Genomic DNA, 20235 nt, shown 5'->3' with positions numbered 1-20235 from the left:
CGGTTTTACGGGGCAACTCTTTCGCTGGTGAAACGTCATCCAACAATCTGCCGCTCGCACGCCAAAAACCTCCAAACGCAAATGGCGCGGCTGGTGGTTAAAGCAGCTGCATATGTGGCACTGGATGAGCGCTGCGGTATCGCTGATGGCGATGCTGCTTTTTTCTGTCACGGGGATCACGCTCAACCATGCTGCCTCGATCGGCGCGACGCCGGTGGTGGTGTCCAGGGAAGCCGTGTTGCCAGGCCCGCTATTGTCCGCCTTGCCCAAAACGCCGGCGGCCAGCGCGCCGCTGCCGGGGCCGGTGGCGGCGGCGGTCGTTACCGCGGTAGGCGTCGATCCCACAGGCCGGGCTGGCGAATGGTCCGATGACGAAGTTTATGTCGCATTGCCGCGGCCGGGGGGCGATGGCTGGGTCAGCATCGATCGGACGAGCGGCAAGATCACCGCCGAAACGACCGATCGCGGCTGGATTTCCTATCTCAACGATCTGCACAAGGGCCGCAACGCCGGGACCGCCTGGTTCTGGTTTATCGATATTTTTGCCGTCGCGTGCATCCTGTTCACGCTGACCGGGCTGCTGCTGCTGCAGCTCCACGCCCGGCACCGGCGCTCGACCTGGCCCCTGGTGGGCCTGGGGCTGGCGCTGCCGGTGATAATCGCCATCGTCTTTCTACACTAGGAGCATCCCATGCGCGCGACCCTGCTGACCGCCCCCGTTCTACTCACCGGCCTGGTCGCCGCGCCGGCGCTGGCGGGCACCGTGACGATCACCATCCCGCGGCTCAGCGTGGCGGAATATCATCGCCCCTATGTCGCCGTATGGGTGGAGCCCGCCGGAGGGGGCGCAGCGCGCACGCTGGCCGTGTGGTACGACATCAAAAAGGGCGGCAAGGAGCCGGGCACCAAATGGCTGTCGGATTTGCGCGCCTGGTGGCGCAAAGGTGGGCGCAGCCTGAGCCTGCCCGCCAACGGCGTCAGCGGGGCGACACGCGCGCCGGGCCAATACCGGCTTGCGCTGCCCGCCGATCTCAAGCCGGGTGCCTATGTACTGCACGTCGAGGCAGCGCGCGAGACGGGCGGCCGCGAGCTGGTCAGTGTGCCGCTCACCGTGCCCCGCATCGCCGGCAGCGCCGCGGGCAAGAGCGAACTCGGCGCCATCACGTTATCCGCCCGCTAACAGGAGATCCGATCATGACGCCCTTCACTCGCCATCTGCTTACCGCCGCCGCCTTGCTGTCGATCCCGACCGCCTTGTCCGCACATCGCATGTGGCTGCTGCCCTCGGGCACGGTATTTTCCGGCACCGAAAGCTGGGTCACGGTGGATGCCGCTATCTCCAATGATCTGTTCTTCTTCGATCACCAGCCGGGCCGGCTGGAGAATATGAAGGTATGGCAGCCGGATGGCACGCCGGGCGAACTGAAGAACCCGTCGACCGGCCGCTATCGCTCGGTGTTTGACGTGCAGCTCGACAAACCGGGCACTTGGAAGATCGGGCTGGAAATGTCCGGCGTGATGGGCAGCTTCAAGGTCGATGGCGTGGAGAAGCGTGTCGGCGGGCGCGGCGGTCCGCCGCCGGGCGCGTACGCCGGCGGCCCGGCCGGCGGGCGTCCGGCGCCCGGCCAAGGCGGCGCAATGCGGCAGCCGCCGCTCAGCGTCGCCGATATTCCGGCCAATGCCACCGACGTGAAGCTGACCGAAACGTCGAGCCGCAATGAGATCTTCGTCACTGCCGGCGAGCCGACCACCATAGTGTTCAAGCCGACCGGCAAGGGGCTGGAATTCGCGCCGATCACGCATCCGGATGAGCTGGTCGCGGGTGAAGCGGCGCGCTTCCGCTTCCTGGTCGACGGCAAACCGGCGGCGGGCATCAAGGTCAGCGTGATTCCCGGCGGCAAGCGCTATCGTGACGCCGAAGGCGGGATGGAGCTGACCACGGGCGCGGACGGGGTGCTTACCGTTACCTGGCCCACCGCGGGCATGTATTGGCTCAACGCCAACCTCACCGACGGCAAGACAAGCGTGCCGCGTGCGACCGAACGGCGCATGGCCTATTCCACCACGCTCGAAGTGCTGACGCCCTGAGCGTGATGCGCATCGCGCTGCCGCCGGTGATCGACGGCAGCGCGTTTGCCGGGCACGATCCGGCGGCGCCGATCGTCACGCTCGACGGGTTGACGATGGGAACCCGTTGGCGCGTGCTTTTCGTGCCTCAGCCACGCGCCGGTGCGGCGGCAATACGCGCGGCGATCGTGGCGCGGCTGGACGGCATCGTTGCCGAGATGAGCCACTGGGAACCAGGCTCGCTGCTCAGCAAGTTCAACCGCGCGGCGGCGGGAACGTGGATGGCGCTGCCGCCTGACTTTGCGCATGTCATGGCTGCGGCCCTGCGGATTGCCGCGCTGAGTGAGGGCGCGTTCGATCCGGCGATCGGGCGGCTGGTCGATCTGTGGGGCTTTGGCCCGCCCGGGCCGATGCCGGCGCCCGACGCCCCCGGCATTATCGCGGCACGCGCGCAATCGGGCTGGCACCGCCTGGCCTATGATCCGGCATTACGTCGCTTGCGCCAACCGGGCGGGGTCGGGCTCGATCTGTCGGGTATCGCCAAGGGCTTTGCCGTCGATGCGGTGGCTGGGCTGTTGCAGGCTGCGGGTATCCGTCACGCCCTTGTCGAGATCGGCGGCGAGCTGGCCGGGTTCGGCATTCGGCCGGATGGCGATCCGTGGTGGGTCGATCTGGAAACACCGCCGGGCATCGATCTCCGTCCGCTGCGGGTGGCGCTGCACGGTCTCGCCGTCGCCACCTCGGGCGATTATGCGCGCGGCGCGCACAACCTTGATCCGCGCACCGGCTACCCGGCGTCGCACGGCGTCGTCTCGGTCAGCGTGCTGCATGCAAGCGCGATGGAGGCGGATGCCTGGGCCAGCGCGCTGACCGTGCTCGGGCCGGCGGGGCTGGCGCTGGCCGACCGCGAGCGGATTGCGGCACGCATCGTCACGCATGACGGTGGCGCGGCGCGTGAGCACTTGTCGGCTGCGCTCGGCGGGATGCTGTAGCACTCGCCAAGCTGCGGTGGGGCTGATACTTCTGTACTGTGCGTAGCCTGATCCTTCCGATGCTTGTCGCCGCCACCGGCGCGGCGGCACAATCGCTGCCACCGCCCACAGCGCCGGGGGCAGCCGTGGTCATGCCGGCCGCCATTCTCGAAACGCCGGCCGATGCGTTGGCGCGCGACGGCGCGGATTACGCCCGGCAGTTCGGCGTGTCGCCGGGCGAGGCGGTGCGCCGGCTGGCCGCGCAGGAGCAAAGCGTGGCCGCGACTGACAAACTGGCAGAGAAATATCGCGACCGGCTGGCCGGGATCGTCCTCGAGCATCGCCCCGATTATCGCATCGTCGTGCATTTGACCGGCGATGCGCCGGTGCGCCCGACCCGGATCAGGACGGAGGCGATGAGCGTACCGGTGCTGTTCGAGACCGGCGCACGGGGCACGCGCGAGCAGGGCATCTGGGCGCTGACCTGGCATCAGGCCGAGATTCGCGCGGCCCTGCCGCGCGCGCCCGGCATCGGTTTCGATCCGCGCACGGGCGAACTCGTCGTGATCGTGCCCAGTGCGCAGGCGGGCGCGGGGGCAGGGGCGTTGCGCGCGCAGCTGGAGGGAATTGCCGGCGTGCCGGTGCAGGTGCGCATTCTCAATCAGGTCGATCGCAACATGGACATTGCCGGGGGAGCGCGGCTCGAGGGGGTCAGCCCGACGGATGGCAGGCGCTATGTCTGCACCACCGGCTTTGCCGTGTCCGATGGCGTGCAGCACGCGGTGACCACCGCGGCGCATTGCCTTGATCAGATGAGCTATCGCGATCCGCAACGCGGCGTGCTGCCGCTCGATTATGTCGGGCAATGGGGCTGGGGCTACCGCGATGTGCAGATCAACGCCAGCGCCGCGCCGCTGGCGCCGAGCTTTTACAGCGATACCGGCAAGACGCGGCTGCGCGCGGTGACCGGGCAGCGCACACGCGCGGCGACGCGCAGCGGCGACTTCGTCTGCCATCGCGGCGAGCGCACCGGTTATAGCTGCGCCTTGGTGGAATTGACCGATTTCGCGCCGGCGGGCGACATTTGCGGCGGCGCGTGCCTGCCGACGTGGGTGACTGTTGCCGGGCCGACCTGCCAGGCGGGGGACAGCGGATCACCCGTGTTCAGCGGCGGCACTGCGTTTGGCATCCTGAAAGGCGGCAGCTATCGCCGCGACGGCTCCTGCGCCTTCTATTTCTACATGTCGGTTGATTACCTGCCCGCCGGTTGGGCACTGCTGCGCGGATAGCTTGTCGGATGCGAGCCGACTCCCCATCTTCAGCGTCGCAATGGAGAAGCCCATGACCAGCTATAGCAAGAATCAGGACGCCATCGCGGCGCTGACGCCCGAGCAATATCATGTGACGCAGGAAAGCGGCACCGAGCGCCCCGGCACCGGCGCGCTGCTGGGCAATAAGGAACCCGGCATTTACGTCGATATCGTCTCCGGCGAGCCCTTGTTCGCCAGCGCCGACAAATATGAATCCGGCTGCGGCTGGCCGAGCTTCACCAAGCCGATCGAGCCCGCCAATGTCGCCGAGCTGGTCGATAATTCGCTGTTTATGCGCCGCGTCGAAGTGCGCTCCAAGCATGGCGACAGCCATTTGGGGCACGTGTTCGAAGATGGCCCCCGCGATCGCGGGGGCCTGCGCTATTGCATCAATTCCGCCTCGCTCCGTTTCGTCCATCGTGACGATATGGAGGCCGAGGGATATGGCCAATATCTCAATCAAGTGGAGAATGTCGCATGAGCACCGAGCGTGCTGTTTTGGCCGGGGGCTGTTTTTGGGGAATGCAGGATTTGATCCGCAAGCTGCCGGGCGTGGTTGCCACGCGCGTCGGTTATTCGGGCGGCGAGGTGCCCAACGCCACCTATCGCAACCATGGCAACCATGCCGAAGCGATCGAGATCGTCTATGATCCGGCGCAGACCACGTACCGCGCGTTGCTGGAATTCTTTTTCCAGATCCACGATCCCTCGACCGCCAATCGCCAGGGCAATGACGTCGGCGCGAGCTATCGCTCGGCGATCTTCTACGCCGATGACGCGCAGAAGGCGGTGGCCGAGGATACGATCGCCGATGTCGATGCCTCGGGTCTGTGGCCGGGTAAGGTCGTGACCGAAGTCGCGCCGCTGGGCGATTTCTGGGAAGCCGAGCCCGAGCATCAGGATTATCTCGAGCGACTGCCCAATGGCTATACCTGCCATTTCGTGCGGCCGGGCTGGAAGCTGCCGCGGCGCGAGGCGGCGTAAGCTGCGCCAGGGTGGCGTTTAAACGCCACCCTCTCTGTCACCCCGGACTTGGTCCGGACCCCGGAACAGGTCCGAGGTGACGAATGCTTGCTAAGGCCCACATGACCCACAGCTCGATCCGCGTCGCCCTGATCGGCTACGGCTTCTCCGGCAAGACCTTCCACGCGCCACTGATCCGCGCGATCCCGGGGCTTGAGCTCGCCCTGGTCGGCTCAAGCGACGCCGCCAAGGTCCATGCCGACCTGCCGGACATCACCGTCGTCGCCAATCCGCTGGCGGCCGCCACCGCCGCCGACATCGACCTGGTCGTCATCGCCACGCCCAATGACAGCCATGCGCCGCTGGCCGATGCCGCACTCAAGGCGGGCAAGCACGTCGTCGTCGACAAGCCCTTCACGCTTGATCTGGCGGAAGCGCGCGCTTTAGCCGCGACGGCAGCGATGCACGATCGCCTGCTCGCCGTGTTTCATAACCGGCGCTGGGACAGCGATTTCCTGACCGTCCGCAAGGCGATCGACGATGGCTTTATCGGCCGCGTCACGCATTTCGAATCGCATTTCGATCGTTTCCGCCCAGAGGTCCGCGACCGCTGGCGCGAGGGCGACGGGCCGGGGAGCGGGATCTGGTTCGATCTCGGGCCGCACCTGCTCGATCAGGCGCTGCAACTGTTCGGCGTGCCCGATTCCATCACCGGCAATCTGGCGACGCTACGCGATGGCGGGCGATCGGACGATTGGGCGCATGTCGTGCTCGATTATCCCTGCCGGCGCGTGGTGCTGCAGGCGAGCATGCTGGTGGCGGGGGGATCGCCGCGCTTTATCGTGCACGGCGATGCCGGCAGCATGATCAAGCAGGGGATGGATGGGCAGGAGCGGCAATTGCTGGCCGGCATGACGCCCGGCGCGGCAGGGTGGGGCGAGGATGACGATGCGCTGATCGTGCATGATGCCGAGGGCGGTCCCAGAGAGATCGGGGCGACCGCTGGCGATCAGCGGCTATTCTATCACGGAATCGTAGACGCGCTGCACGGGCGCGCACCCAATCCCGTGCCGCCGGTCCAGGCGATCGCGGTGATGGCCTGTCTTGAGGCGGCCGCCAAATCCGCGCGGGCGCTGCGTTCGGTCGTGCCGGCGCTGAGCGAGGCAGAACGCGCGGGCTATGCGCGCGGCTAGCGCGCCGCGTTGATACTGAGCGCGACCGCTTCCGCCACCTTGATCCCGTCCACCGCGGCGGAGAGGATGCCCCCGGCATAGCCCGCGCCTTCACCGGCGGGAAACAGCCCGGCGGTGTTGAGGCTCTGGAAATCGTCGCCACGCGTGAAGCGCACGGGCGAGGAGGTGCGGGTCTCGACGCCCGTCAGCACGACATCGGGATGATCATAGCCGGGGATCAGCCGCCCGAAGACGGGAAGCGCCTCGCGCATCGCGGTGACCGCAAAATCGGGCAAGCATTCGGCGAGATCGGTTAAATGCACCCCCGGTTTGTAGGACGGCACTACTGCGCCCAGCGTTTCGGAGGCGCGCCCGGCCATGAAATCGCCCAGCTTCTGCGCCGGCGCGGCATAGCTTGCGCCGCCCGCGACATAAGCGGCGGACTCCCAGTGGCGCTGCAGCGCGATGCCCGCGAGCGGATGGCCGGGATAATCGCGCGCGGGGTCAATGCCGACCACCAGCCCGGAATTGGCGTTGCGCTCGTTGCGCGAATATTGGCTCATGCCGTTGGTCACCACACGCCCGGGCTCGGATGTCGCCGCCACCACCGTGCCGCCGGGGCACATGCAGAAGCTGTAGACGGTGCGGCCGTTCGAGCAGTGATGCGACAGGCTGTAATCCGCCGCGCCCAGGATCGGGTTGCCCGCGCATGGCCCGAACCGCGCCTCGTCCATCCAGCTTTGCGGATGCTCGATGCGCACGCCGATCGAAAACGGCTTGGCCTCGACATGAACGCCCTGCTCATGCAGCGCCGCAAACGTATCGCGCGCGCTGTGGCCGATCGCCATCACCACATGGCTGGCCTCGAGATAGCCGCCATCCTGCAAATGCAGCCCGCGCACGCGCCGCGCGCCGCCGCCGATATCCAGCCCGTCGACGCGCGTCGAAAAGCGATATTCGCCGCCCAGCGCCTCGATCGTCTCGCGCATGCTCTCGACCATCGTCACCAGCCGGAAAGTGCCGATATGCGGGTGCGCCTCGGTCAGGATCTCGGCCGGGGCGCCCGCCTTGACGAACTCGGTCAGCACCTTGCGCCCGAGATAGCGCGGATCCTTGATCTGGCTCCACAATTTGCCATCCGAAAACGTCCCCGCGCCGCCCTCGCCAAACTGCACGTTGGAATCGGGATTGAGCACGGCTTTGCGCCACAGGCCCCAGGTATCTTTGGTCCGCTCGCGCACCACCTTGCCACGATCCAGAATAATCGGCTTGTAGCCCATCTGCGCGAGGATCAGCCCGGCGAAGAGACCGCACGGGCCTGCCCCGATGACGACCGGCCGCGGGGCATCGGCGGGCGCCTGCGCGACGAAGCGATAGCGCGTATCGGGCGTCCGCTGCACGCCCCGATCCTTGCGGCAGCGCGCCAGCACCGCATCCTCGTTCTTGACGTTCACATCGACCGAATAGACCAGCAGGATATCGGTCTTGTCGCGTGCGTCGTGCGCGCGCCTGGCGATGACTTGCTTGATCAGATCGCGCGGCGAGATGCGCAATCGCTTGCAGATCGCCGCGGGCAGATCCTCATCGGCATGAAACAGCGGCAGCGTCAGTTCGGTGATACGGAGCATCGCCGCGCCTTAGCGGCTGGCGGCGCGCGACGCCAATAGCGTCAGCCGCGCGCCATCCATTCGTCTCCGATCTGCCGCAGCACATCGAGTGGCACGCGGCCATGACGCAGCACCGCGCTGTGATAGGCCTTGAGATCGAACCGCACACCCTGCTTCGCCTGAGCCCGCGTGCGGATATCGGCGAATACCGAATGGCCGATCTTGTAGCTGCACGCCTGGCCGGGATTGACCGTATAGCGCTCCACTTCGCGCGCGGCGAAGCCCGGCGTTTCGCCTTCCTGCTCGACGAAGCGACGGATGGCCTGCTCGCGGCTCCAGCGCAGATGATGCAGCCCGGTATCGACCACGCAGCGATTGGCGCGGAACAGCATGAATTTGAGATAGCCCAGGCGCCCGAGCGGATCATCGTCATACAGGCCGATCTCGTCGGCGAGTTGCTCGGCATATAGCGCCCAGCCTTCGCCATAACCGGAAAAGCCGTTGATCTTGCGGATCAGGGGCAGGCCGGCGTTGGAGAGCGCGAGCCCGCTTTCCAGCTGATGCCCGGGCAGGCCCTCGTGATATACCGTCGTCGCCAAGCAGAATTTGGGCCAGTCGCCGGCGTCCTTGAGGTTGAAATAGACCAGGCCGGGGCGTGAGCCATCGATTGCCGGCGCCTGGCTGAACGCGGCGGCAGCGCCGGCCTCGGTTTGCGGAGGCACGCGGCGGACTTCGAAGCTGTAGGGTGGCACACGCTCGAATACACTGGGCAAGCGGCTGCGAATGGCATCCAGCTTGGCGTTGCAATAGGCGATCGCCTGTTGCTTGCCGGCATCGGTATTGGGGTAAAGCTGGTCGGGGTTCTTGTACAATGCGGCCATGCGCTCGCCGACGCTGCCTTTGGTGAAGCCCTGTTTCTTGAGCTCGGCATCAAGCCGCGCGGACAGCATCTCGGCCTGATCGAGGCCGAATGTGTGGACCTCCTGCGGGGTCATGCTGGCGGTCGTCGTGGCCTTGAGCGCCACCGGATAGAAGGCCGCGCCCTGCGGCAATTTCCACACGCCGGCATCGTGCGTCGCCTTGGCGCGCAAGTCGCGGGCATAGGCCAATTGGCGCTGCAGCGCGGGGAGGGCGCCGGCGGTATAGATCGCCGCCGCCTGCGTGCCATAGGTATCGCCGAGCCCCTTGGCAGCGGCGCGGCGCGCGATCGATTGGACGACGAGGGCATCGTTGGCCGGCACCGCGGTCTTGCTCAATTGCTCGATCGTCAGATCCAGAATGTAATCAGGCGGCACCACGCCGGCGGCGGCATCGTGCCGCATCCGCTCGGTCTGCTCGTCGATCTGCCGGCCAAAGGCCTGCACGCGCTGCAGATAGGCGTCGGCATCGCCCCTGCTCTCGATCTTGTGTTTGGTATCGAGAAAATCAGGCACGGATTGATACGCGCCGGATTGCTGGGACACGACATAGGGGCTGGGGCCATAGGCCGATCCGCCGAAATCCAATGCCTGGATGGCAACAGCGGAGCGACGCGTGAACAGGATGCAATCGAGGTCGACGCGCTGTTCCGGCGTCAAAGCGGCGCGGTCGATCGCCTCGAGCCGCTTGAGCTGCGCGCTGATTTCCATCTTGTGGGCGGCGATGCCGGTGGCGGATTGATCGCTGAGCTTGGCGCGCAGATCAGCATTGGCGGCGGTATCGAGCCCCAATTGCGTCGCGCTTTCCGGGCTGCGGCGGAGCTGCGTCTGAACCAGTTCGTCGAACAAATCAGACAGTGGCGCGCGGGCTGGGGTCGCGGCCCAGGCTGGTACCGTGGCCAACGCCGCCGTGGCGGCAGAACCGGCGAGAAACTGACGGCGATCAGCGTGCATCGGCAAACTCCTCAAACGAATCATCCTATTGTCATAGGCATAGCCGCCGCTGCTCGAGGTTTCGATGGCGAACAAATCGCGCTTGCCAATCGCACGACATCGGGCATCTTTCGCCCGGTATCAAAGGAGATAACCGTGCGCCTTACGCTCGCCTTGCTGTTGCTCGCCGCCACGCCCGCCATCGCGCAGCAGCAATCGTCCGCACCGCCTTCCGAGGTGCCGAGCCGTAGCTTCACGGGCAGCGATCTGTTCGGCCTGACCATCGCCGCGGACCCGCAGATCAGCCCCGATGGACGCACGATCGTTTATGTTCGGCGCACCGGCGACGTGATGACCGACCGTCTGCAATCCTCGCTCTGGCTGATCGACGTGGCGAGCGGGCGGCAGACGCCGTTTGTGGCCCAAGGCAGCAGCCCGCGCTGGTCGCCCGATGGCACGCGGATCGCCTATTCCGCGTCGGACGGGGACAATGGCCAGTTGTTCGTGCGCTGGGTAGCCGGTGGACAAAGCGCTCGCATCACCAGCTTCCCCGGCGATCCGCAGGCGCTGGCCTGGTCGCCCGATGGCACCAAGCTCGCATATATTGCAACCGTCGCGGGGGAGGGCACCAAGCTCGGCACCAGCCCGGCCAAGCCGGAGGGCGCCAAATGGGCCGAGCCGCTGACGGTTATCGACCGTGTGAACTATCGCAATGACGGGCCGGGCTATGTGAAGCCTGGCTACGACCACCTGTTCGTGGTTGGCGCCGATGGCGGCGCGGCGCGGCAATTGACCTATGGCAAGTTCGATGATGGCGGGCCGCTATCGTGGACGCCGAATGGGCAAGGCATTGTCTTCGCCGCGATCCGCGGGCCGGAGGCGGACCGGCAAGTGATGAATTCGGATGTCATTGCAGTCGATATCGCCAGCGGCGGGCTGCGCACGTTGACGACGCGCGATGGGCCAGACGCGCAACCGCGCGTATCGCCCGATGGCGCGAAGATCGCGTGGCTCGGGTTCGACGACAAGCGGCGCAGTTACGAGAACACGCAGCTTTATGTCGGTGATGGTGACGCGGGCGCGCCTCGGTCGTTGACTGCCAACCTTGACCGCGCGATCGAGGATGCGGTGTGGGCGGCAGACGGCCGCAGCCTGTATGCGAGCTATGACGATCATGGCCGGCGGCATGTCGCGCGGATCGGGCTCGACGGCCGGTTGACGTCGCTCGTCGATAATGTCGCGGGGGGTGGACTGGATCGGCCCTATACCGGCGGCGACTTTTCCGTCTCGCGCGGGGGCACGCTCGCGTATACGGGCGGCGATGCCAGCGCGCCCGCCGATGTGTGGGTTTTCGCCGGGGGAAAACCGCGCCGCCTGACCAATCTCAACGCGGTACTGACTGGTGCCAAGGCGTTGGCGGTGGTGCGCAAGATCGCCGTCACCGCGCCCGATGGCCGGGCGATCGACGCATGGCTGGCCACGCCGCCGGGCGCGACGCCGGGAAAGCGCGTGCCGCTGGTGCTGGAAATTCATGGCGGCCCGAACAGCGCTTATGGCCCGAGCTTCGCCACCGACGTCCAGCTGTATGCGGCGGCGGGTTATGCCGTGCTGTGGACCAACCCGCGCGGTTCGACCTCGTACGGCGCGGAATTCGCCAATCTGATCGACAAGAATTACCCCTCCGCCGATTATGACGATCTGATCGCGGCGGTCGATGCGACGATCGCCGAGGGCACCGCCGATCCCGATAACCTGTTCGTCACCGGCGGCTCGGGTGGCGGCGTGCTCACCGCCTGGATCGTCGGCAAGACCAATCGCTTCAAGGCGGCGGCGACGCAGAAGCCCGTGATCAATTGGATCAGCGAATCGCTGACCATGGACAATACCCTGTTCACGTCGCGCTACTGGTTCGCGAAGCTGCCGTGGGAGGATCCAATGAGCTATTGGCAGCGCTCGCCGCTGAGCCTGGTCGGCAACGTCAGGACGCCGACGTTGGTGGTGGTCGGTAGCGACGATTATCGCACGCCGGTCAGCGAATCCGAGCAATATTACGCGGCATTGCAGATTGCCGGTGTCCCGACCGCCCTGGTCAAGGTGCCGGGGGCGAGCCATGGCGGGCTGGCCGCGCGGCCATCGCAATCCGCCGCCAAGGCATCGGCGATCATCGCGTGGTTCGATCGCTACCGTAAGCGCTAATCGGGCGATGCCGGTGCCGGGCGCGTGAGGATATAGGCGGCGCACGCCATCATCGCGGCGGCAACCAGCGCCGCGAGCGGCCAATGCGGGCGCGCGCCGAGCACGAAGGCGGCATATCCCAGCGTGATGCCGGTGCAGGCAGCAATCTTGGCGCGGCGGGGAATGGCACCTTGCTCCCGCCAGGCGCGCAGTGTCGGGCCGAAACGGGGGTGGCCGAGCAGCCACGCTTCGAGCCGTGGCGAAGAGCGCGCGAAGCAGGCGGCGGCCATGATCAGGAAGATCGTCGTCGGCATCAGGGGCAACACGGCGCCGATGATGCCGAGCGCCACGTTGATCAGGCCAAGCGCCAGCCAGCCGGCGCGCACCGCCGGATGCGCGGCGGAGCGCTCAGTTTCGGGCATGGGTCTTGGCGGTCGGGTCGGTGGGGGCACGGAGACAGGAACACGTCATCGAATCATCTATCCGCACCAGGCAAAGGTCTTTGCGCGCCCCACTATAGGGCGTGATCCGGCATCCCATAGCAAAGAGCGGCGGCCGGCCGACGCGGTGGTTGCTCTGGCCTGCCGCACTAGAGCGCTTGAGCCGGCGCGCGCGCTCGCCTAGATCGCATCCCATGACCGCACATTTCATGTCCACCAACGACATCCGCCGTTCGTTTCTCGACTATTTCGAGAAGGCCGGACACGCCCGCGTGGCATCCGCGCCGCTCGTGCCGCAGAACGATCCGACGCTGATGTTCGTCAATGCCGGCATGGTGCCGTTCAAGAACGTGTTCACCGGGCTGGAAACGCGGCCTTATGGGACCGCGGCATCGAGCCAGAAATGCGTCCGCGCCGGCGGGAAACACAACGATCTCGACAACGTGGGCTACACCGCGCGGCATCATACCTTTTTCGAGATGCTGGGGAATTTCTCGTTCGGGCAATATTTCAAGGATCAGGCGATCACGCATGCCTGGACCTTGCTGACCAAGGTGTGGGGCCTGCCAGCGGACAAGCTCACCGTCACTGTATACCACACCGATGACGAAGCCTTCGATCTGTGGAAGCGCATCGCCGGCCTGCCCGACGATCGCATCATCCGCATCGCCACGTCGGACAATTTCTGGACGATGGGCGATAGCGGACCGTGCGGGCCCTGCTCGGAAATCTTCTACGATCATGGCGATCATATCCCCGGTGGCCCACCGGGCAGCCCGGACGAGGACGGGGACCGGTTCGTTGAGATCTGGAACCTCGTGTTCATGCAATATGAGCAGCTCGACAATGCCATTGTCGGTGATCTGCCCAAGCCCTCGATCGATACCGGCATGGGGCTGGAGCGCGTCGCCGCGGTGCTGCAGGGTTGCCACGACAATTATGATACCGACACGTTCAAGGCGCTTATCGCCGCGTCGGGCGCGCTGACCGGCACCGCCACGACCGGCGACAACCAGGCCAGCCACCGCATCATCGCCGATCATTTGCGCACCAGCGGCTTCCTGGTCGCGGATGGCGTGCTGCCGGCCAATGAAGGCCGTGGCTATGTGTTGCGCCGGATCATGCGCCGCGCCATGCGCCACGCGCATCTGCTGGGCGCGAAAGAGCCGTTGATGCACCGGCTGGTGCCGTCGCTGATCGCCGAGATGGGCGCGGCCTATCCCGAGCTGCTGCGCGCGCAGGCCTCGATCGAATCGACTTTACTGCAGGAAGAGAGGCAGTTCCGCCGCACGCTGACCAACGGGCTGCGCCTGCTCGACGAGGCGACCGCGACCATGTCGGCCGGCGATACGCTGCCCGGCGACACCGCGTTCAAGCTCTACGATACGTTCGGTTTCCCTTATGATCTGACCGAGGATGCGCTGCGCGGCCTAGATATGCACATCGACCGTGCCGGCTTCGAGGCGGCGATGGCCGAGCAGAAACGCGCGGCGCGCGCTGCCTGGAAGGGGTCGGGCGCCAAGGCATCGGACGACATCTGGTTCGATATCGCCGAGCAATCGGGCAGCACCGAATTCCTCGGCTATACCGCCACGGCGGGAGAGGGGCAGGTCGTGGCGCTGGTAAAGGACGGCGCGCGCGTGGAACAGGCTGCGGCGGGCGATACGGTTTCGATCGTCGTCAACCAGACGCCCTTCTACGGCGAGAGCGGCGGGCAGGTCGGCGATACCGGCACGATCTCCAATGACGAGGGGCTGCGTGCGCAGGTCACGGAGACGTCGAAGCAGCTGGGCCGCATCTTCGTGCATCACGCGATCGTCGATGCGGGTGGCGTCAAGGTCGGCGATACCGTCAAGCTGGAGATCGATGTGGCCCGCCGCGACCAGATCCGCGCCAACCATTCGGCCACGCATCTGCTGCATGAAGCGCTGCGCCAGCGGCTTGGGCTGCACGTGGCGCAGAAAGGCAGCCTGGTGGCCCCCGATCGGCTGCGCTTCGATTTTTCGCAGCCTACCAGCATTGATCCCGCGCGGATCGGCGAGGTCGAGACCGATGTGAATCATCACATCCGCGCCAATTCGCCTGTCTCCACGCGGCTGATGACGCCCGACGAGGCGATCAAGGAAGGCGCGATGGCGCTGTTCGGCGAGAAATATGGCGACGAAGTGCGCGTCGTCTCGATGGGCGCCGCGGACGACAAGACCTATTCGCTCGAATTGTGCGGTGGCACGCATGTCACCGCGCTGGGCGATATCGGACTGTTCAAGGTGGTCGGCGAAAGCGCCGTTTCTTCGGGCGTGCGGCGCATCGAGGCGCTGACCGGCGAAGCCGCGCGCCAGTATCTGGCATCGCGCGACGAGAAGCTGCGCGAAGCGGCTGCGACGTTGAAGTCGACGCCGGACGAGGTGCCAGCGCGCGTCGCTGCGTTGGTCGAAGACCGCCGACGGCTCGAGCGCGAACTGGCTGAGGCCAAGAAGGCGCTGGCGCTTGGCGGCGGCAGTGGCACGGCGCCGGCCGGGCCGGAACAGGTTGGCGGGGTCAATTTCGTCGGCCAGGTGCTGCAGGATTTCGACGCCAAGGGGCTGCGCGGCGCGGTCGACGAGGCCAAGCAGCGTGTCGGTTCGGGCATCGCCGTGATGCTGGCGGTGAATGAAGGCCGTGCCTCGATCGCCGTGGGCGTTACGGGCGATCTGGCAACCACGCACAATGCCGTGGATCTGCTGCGCGTCGCGGTGGCCGTGCTGGGTGGCCAGGGCGGCGGCGGCCGGCCCGATATGGCGCAGGGCGGCGGGCCGGACGGCGCCAAGGCGGAGGACGCACTCGCCGCAATCCGCACCGCGCTGTCCGCCTGATCCATGTTAACGATCTGCTGGAACGGCCTGCGATAGGCTGACAATCGCATGGCATATTACGGGCAGATCAGGATGAGCATATTATACCGGCACTGGCCAGCGACGGCGGCGGCCGTTGCGCTTGCGATGATGCCCTGCGCTGCTGCTGCCGAGACACCGCGCGACGTGCTCACCACCGCGGTGTTTGCCGACCGCGACAAGGCCGTGGCCTTGGCCAAGATCGATCGCGTGCATCAGGTGACCGGCGCGATGCTGGCGCGATCGGGCGATGATCAGGAAGCGGCGATCGTTCAGGCGACCGCGATCGGCTATCGCGCGCAGCTGACCGGCAACCGTTCGGGCGCGGTAGAGGCACGGCGCCGGTTCGAGGCACTGGTCGCCCGCTATCCCAACAATCCCGAAGCGCATCTGGCGCTGGGCGCGTGGCATATCGGCGTGATCGCCGCGGTCGGCCAGTTTGTGGGCCGCGCCGCGGTCGGTGCGCAGAAGAAGGTGGGGCTGGCCTCGATCGATCGTGCACTGGCGCTGGGTGGCAATCGCGCCATGTATATCGGGCTGGCAGCGTTGCTACGGCTCGAAATCGACGGTGCCGACGTGCGCGGCAAGCAATTAGCCGAGGCGGCGACGCGCGCTAATGCGCCGACAGCGCTGGATCGCATCATGCAGCGCTCGGCCAATTTGTTGCTCACACCGCTCATGAACGGCAACAGCAAGGCGACACAGACGCTGGCTGACCGCTTATTGCCGCTCGGGCAGATTGCCAAGAAATAGCTTCAGGCGATGTTTTCGCCCAGCGTACTCGGCCCGTTGGTCCGCCCGCGCAGCCGCTTCAATCGCGGATCGCGATCCATTTCGGCCGAGGCGCGGATTTCCTGACGGAGTTCATCGCGCTTCTCATGGATCGAGGCGATCACCGGACCAACGGCGACGCCGAGATCGACCAGCACCGCCTCCGACAATTGCAGCGAGCTTTCCAGCGTCTCCGGTACCGCGTCGGTGGCGCCGGCCTGATAGAGTTGCGCGGCGTGATGCACATCGCGCGCGCGCGCAACGATCGTCAGCCCGGGCACCCAACCGCGTACGCGACGCGTGAGATGTACCGACAGAACGGGATCATCCATCGTCAGGATCAGCGCCTTGGCACGGCCCAGATTGAGCCGATCGACCAACTCGCTGCGCGCCACATCGCCGAAGATCACCGGATAGCCGTCTCGTCTGGCGGACGCGACAACGTCGATATCGGCCTCTACTGCAATGAAGGGCTGGTTATGGACCTTGAGCATGTCGGCGACCATTTGGCCCACGCGGCCGAAGCCGATCACCACCGTGCCCGGGCCTTCCGCCGGAATCTCCGTATCCGCCGGATCGCCGCTCGCGCGGCGCTCGATGCCCCTGGAAACGCGCTTGCCGAGCTGGGACAGCAGCGGCGTTATGGTCAGCCCGATCGCGGTGACGGTCTGCCAGAAGCTGGCGGTGGTGGCGCTGATCAGGCTTGCTTGCGCCGCCGTCCCCAGCACGATCAAGGTGGTTTCGGACGGGCTGGCCATCAACAGGCCGGTTTCCGCCGCAACGCCGTTACGAATGCCGGATAGCTTGAGCAACAGGAAAGTGACCGCGGTCTTGATCGCGATCACGCCGGCAATGGCGGCGAACAGCCCAACCCAATTTTCCGCGATCATGCGGATATCCAGGCTCATGCCGACCGTGATCAGAAACACGCCGAGCGCGAGCCCCTTGAAGGGCGCCGTGATCACCTCGACCTCGTTGTGATAGTCCGTCTCGGCGATCAGCAACCCGGCGAGCAATGCGCCAACGATCGGGGACAGACCCGCCGCCGTGGTGGCGAGGCTGGCGGCGATCACCACCAGCAGCGAGGCGGCAAGGAACAGTTCGGGGCTTTTGGTGCGTGCGGCTTGCGCGAACAGCTTGGGGAGCAACAAGCGCCCGCCGACAAAGATGATCGCAACGGTCAGCGCGCCGCGACCGAGCACACCAAGCACATTGGACAAGCCATCACCGGCCGAGCTCGGCGCCAGCGCCGCCAGCACGAAGATGATGGGCACCAGCGCCAGATCTTCGAACAGCAACATCGAAAAAGCCGAGCGACCGACGGGGCTTGTCGTCCCGGCGATTGGCAGCACCAAGGCGGTGGATGAGAGCGCCAGCGCGATGCCCAGCGCTGCGGCGCCGGCAAAGCCGAACGTGGTGACGTTGATCGCCACTTGCTCGTAAAAATACAGACCAAGCCCGATCAGCACGCCCGACACGAGCAATTGCGCCGCGCCCGTGCCGAACACCAGCGCGCGCATCGCCCAAAGGCGCTTCAGGGAGAGTTCGAGCCCGATCGAGAACAGCAGCATAGTGATGCCGAATTCGGCAAACGGCTCAATCGAATGCGCGTCGGAGATGGTGAAATAATAGAGCCAGGGATAACGATCGACGAACGTTCCGAGCCCCGAGGGACCAACCAGCAAGCCGACGAGGATAAACCCGATGACCGGGCTGATCCTGAAGCGGGCGAAGGCGGGGATGACGATGCCGGCCGCGCCAAGAATAACCAGCGCGTCGCTGAATCCGCTGTTGAGTAAGGGTGCTGCCATACGCCCGTCTAAACGGGATGCGACGTGATTGTCAGCCCGTGAACGACCCGTGGCCGAATGATGTTGCCACGTCGGGTGCCATCGCGATGTTACGCATCACGACGGCACCCAGCCTGGGCGAGGCTTAACCGCGCGCGCCCATCTTCTGTTCGAGATTGAGACGGACCTGTTCGAAGAACTGCTCGGTGGTCATCCACGGTTGTTCCGGGCCGATCAGCAGCGCCAGATCCTTGGTCATGTGACCATTCTCGACTGTCTGTACGCAGACGCGCTCGAGCGTCTCGGCGAACTGCGTCACTTCAGGCGTACCGTCGAACTTGCCGCGATACTTCAACCCGCCGGTCCAGGCGAAGATCGAGGCGATCGGGTTGGTCGAGGTCGCCTTGCCCTGCTCGTGCTGGCGGAAGTGGCGTGTGACGGTGCCGTGCGCGGCTTCCGCCTCGACTGTCTTGCCATCCGGCGTGAGCAGCACCGAGGTCATCAGGCCGAGCGAGCCGAAGCCCTGCGCGACCTGGTCCGACTGGACATCGCCGTCATAGTTCTTGCACGCCCAGACGAATTCGCCGTGCCACTTCAGCGCCGACGCGACCATGTCGTCGATCAGGCGATGCTCATAGACAATGTCCGCTTCCTTGAACTTGTCCTTGAATTCGCTCTCGAAAACCTCGGCGAACAGATCCTTGAAGCGGCCGTCATAGGCCTTGAGGATGGTATTCTTGGTCGACAGATACACCGGCCACTTGAGGTTCAGGCCGTAATGCATCGATGCACGCGCGAAATCGCGGATCGAATCGTCGAGATTGTACATCGCCATGGCGACGCCGGGCGAAGGGAACTGGAACACTTCCTGGTCGATCTTGGTGCCGTCGTCGCCCTCAAACACCATACGCAGCTTGCCCGGGCCGGGAACGAGGAAATCCGTCGCACGATACTGATCGCCAAAGGCATGGCGGCCGACGACGATCGGGTGCGTCCAGCCCGGGATCAGGCGGGGGACGTTCTTGATCACGATCGGCTCACGGAAGATCGTGCCGCCCAGGATGTTGCGGATCGTGCCGTTGGGCGACTTCCACATCTTCTTGAGGCCGAATTCCTCAACGCGCTGCTCGTCCGGGGTGATCGTCGCGCATTTCACGCCGACGCCGTATTTCTGGATCGCCTTGGCGCTGTCGACGGTGATTTTGTCGTCGGTGCCGTCACGGCTCATCATCCCGAGATCGTAATATTCAAGATCGATATCGAGATAGGGGAGGATCAGACGCTCGCGGATCCACTGCCAGATGATCCGTGTCATCTCGTCGCCGTCGATCTCCACGACAGGCGTCTTTACCTTGATCTTCGCCATGTGACTCTTTCCGTAAGGGGGGAGGTTTGGCCAAGCGTCTAGGAGCATGGGGGCTGGCGATCAACCGTCTGGATCGGCTTTGCCGACATGGCAGGTGGGCGTTGGGCGTTGTCAGCCGGTATCCTGGTGGGTAGAACGGAAGTTATGGCATCATTAGACAAGCCGCCTTTGGCGACGACGACCGTGAAATGGCGGTTCCCTGGCATGCACCCTGAGGGGCGCAAATATGTGATGATCGCGCTGGCGATCACCTTGTTGTGCACGTGGCTGATTTCCAACGTGCTGTTCTGGCCGTTGCTGGGGGTCACCGCCTGGGTGGTGACCTTCTTCCGCGATCCGGTACGCACCACGCCGCAAGGCGACGACCTCATCATTGCGCCCGCCGATGGGTTGATAACGATGATCGAGCGCGTCGCCGTGCCGCGCGAACTGGCCGGCGAAAACGGCTTGGGCGATGCACCGCTGCTGCGCGTGTCGATCTTCATGTCGGTGTTCGACGTGCATATCAATCGCACGCCGATCGCCGGCACGATCCGCCAGGTCGTGTATATCTCGGGGAAGTTTCTCAACGCCGACCTCGATAAGGCAAGCGACGAAAACGAACGGCAGCACATCGTCGTCGAGGGCAAGGATGGGCGCCGTGTCGGCTTCACCCAGATCGCAGGGCTGGTCGCACGCCGCATCCTGGGCTTCGTCAAGCCGGGTGACATGGTTGCCACCGGGCAGCGTGTGGGGCTGATCCGCTTTGGCAGCCGAGTCGATGTGTTCCTACCCGATGATGTCGCGTGCCAGGTCTGCCTGGGCCAGCGCAGCGTTGCCGGTGAGACCGTGCTGGGCCGGGTCGGCGGCGTTGTGCCTAGCGGCATCGCGCAGTGATCGGCGC

17 protein-coding genes are annotated in these 20235 nt (G+C 65.6%); 12 read left to right on the top strand and 5 right to left on the bottom strand.

Going from position 1 to position 20235, the window contains the following annotated elements; all coding sequences use genetic code 11:
* Positions 1-37: 37 nt before the first annotated feature.
* The 8 genes from ABC969_RS00840 (at position 38) to ABC969_RS00805 (ending at position 6504) form a co-directional block, all read left to right on the top strand.
* Positions 38-682, top strand: coding sequence for a PepSY-associated TM helix domain-containing protein (locus ABC969_RS00840; protein WP_380808979.1), 645 nt, complete (start codon positions 38-40; stop codon positions 680-682).
* Positions 683-691: 9 nt separating this feature from the next.
* Entirely contained in the window at positions 692-1180 is a 489-nt protein-coding gene (locus ABC969_RS00835) for a DUF2271 domain-containing protein (RefSeq protein ID WP_345862342.1), read from the top strand.
* Positions 1181-1194: 14 nt separating this feature from the next.
* Positions 1195-2088, top strand: a complete 894-nt coding sequence (locus tag ABC969_RS00830; RefSeq protein ID WP_345862341.1) for a DUF4198 domain-containing protein — start codon at positions 1195-1197, stop codon at positions 2086-2088.
* Between the two features lie 5 nt (positions 2089-2093).
* Positions 2094-3059 (top strand): FAD:protein FMN transferase, encoded by a 966-nt coding sequence (locus ABC969_RS00825; protein ID WP_345862340.1) that lies wholly within the window; start codon positions 2094-2096, stop codon positions 3057-3059.
* Positions 3060-3118: 59 nt separating this feature from the next.
* Entirely contained in the window at positions 3119-4327 is a 1209-nt protein-coding gene (locus ABC969_RS00820; protein WP_345862339.1) for a chymotrypsin family serine protease, read from the top strand.
* Positions 4328-4379: 52 nt separating this feature from the next.
* Positions 4380-4829, top strand: coding sequence for a peptide-methionine (R)-S-oxide reductase MsrB (gene msrB / locus ABC969_RS00815; protein WP_345862338.1), 450 nt, complete (start codon positions 4380-4382; stop codon positions 4827-4829).
* Entirely contained in the window at positions 4826-5332 is a 507-nt protein-coding gene (gene msrA, locus ABC969_RS00810; protein ID WP_345862337.1) for a peptide-methionine (S)-S-oxide reductase MsrA, read from the top strand. The genes msrB and msrA overlap by 4 nt, the downstream gene beginning before the upstream one ends.
* 101 nt (positions 5333-5433) lie before the next feature.
* A complete protein-coding gene (locus ABC969_RS00805; RefSeq protein WP_345862336.1) occupies positions 5434-6504 on the top strand; it encodes an oxidoreductase in 1071 nt (356 codons plus the stop codon).
* On the opposite strand, the gene ABC969_RS00800 is transcribed toward ABC969_RS00805, so the two are convergent.
* Entirely contained in the window at positions 6501-8111 is a 1611-nt protein-coding gene (locus tag ABC969_RS00800; protein ID WP_345862335.1) for an NAD(P)/FAD-dependent oxidoreductase, read from the bottom strand. The genes ABC969_RS00805 and ABC969_RS00800 overlap by 4 nt on opposite strands.
* Before the next feature lie 41 nt (positions 8112-8152).
* A complete protein-coding gene (locus ABC969_RS00795) occupies positions 8153-9961 on the bottom strand; it encodes a DUF885 domain-containing protein (protein ID WP_345862334.1) in 1809 nt (602 codons plus the stop codon).
* 129 nt (positions 9962-10090) lie between these two features.
* On the opposite strand from ABC969_RS00795, the gene ABC969_RS00790 reads away from it, so the two are divergent.
* The gene (locus tag ABC969_RS00790) at positions 10091-12136 is read left to right on the top strand and encodes a S9 family peptidase (RefSeq protein WP_380808980.1); all 2046 of its coding nucleotides are present in this window, start codon (positions 10091-10093) and stop codon (positions 12134-12136) included.
* On the opposite strand, the gene ABC969_RS00785 is transcribed toward ABC969_RS00790, so the two are convergent.
* Complete coding sequence (locus ABC969_RS00785) at positions 12133-12537, bottom strand: YbaN family protein (RefSeq protein ID WP_345862332.1); 405 nt, start codon at positions 12535-12537, stop codon at positions 12133-12135. The genes ABC969_RS00790 and ABC969_RS00785 overlap by 4 nt on opposite strands.
* 212 nt (positions 12538-12749) lie before the next feature.
* Here ABC969_RS00785 and alaS point away from each other — a divergent pair, with 212 nt between their 5' ends.
* Together alaS and ABC969_RS00775 are read left to right on the top strand one after the other, a co-directional pair.
* Positions 12750-15407, top strand: coding sequence for an alanine--tRNA ligase (alaS, locus tag ABC969_RS00780; RefSeq protein ID WP_345862331.1), 2658 nt, complete (start codon positions 12750-12752; stop codon positions 15405-15407).
* 72 nt (positions 15408-15479) lie between these two features.
* Positions 15480-16178: a hypothetical protein gene (locus ABC969_RS00775; RefSeq protein WP_345862330.1), complete on the top strand. Its 699-nt coding sequence runs from the start codon at positions 15480-15482 to the stop codon at positions 16176-16178.
* A 2-nt stretch (positions 16179-16180) separates the two neighbouring features.
* Here ABC969_RS00775 and ABC969_RS00770 read toward each other — a convergent pair whose 3' ends face one another.
* Positions 16181-18007 carry a cation:proton antiporter domain-containing protein gene (locus ABC969_RS00770; RefSeq protein ID WP_345862329.1) on the bottom strand — a complete coding sequence of 609 codons (1827 nt, stop codon included), beginning with the start codon at positions 18005-18007 and terminating at the stop codon, positions 16181-16183.
* 124 nt (positions 18008-18131) lie between these two features.
* A complete protein-coding gene (locus ABC969_RS00765; RefSeq protein WP_345862328.1) occupies positions 18132-19352 on the bottom strand; it encodes an NADP-dependent isocitrate dehydrogenase in 1221 nt (406 codons plus the stop codon).
* 144 nt (positions 19353-19496) lie between these two features.
* On the opposite strand from ABC969_RS00765, the gene ABC969_RS00760 reads away from it, so the two are divergent.
* A complete protein-coding gene (locus ABC969_RS00760) occupies positions 19497-20228 on the top strand; it encodes a phosphatidylserine decarboxylase (protein WP_345862327.1) in 732 nt (243 codons plus the stop codon).
* The last annotated feature ends 7 nt before the right edge of the window (positions 20229-20235 follow it).

This window comes from Sphingomonas qilianensis, from assembly GCF_039614825.1.
GTDB lineage: Bacteria > Pseudomonadota > Alphaproteobacteria > Sphingomonadales > Sphingomonadaceae > Sphingomonas > Sphingomonas qilianensis.
The sequence above is the reverse complement of the archived record's forward strand: the minus strand, read 5'-3'. Positions and strand labels throughout refer to the sequence as shown.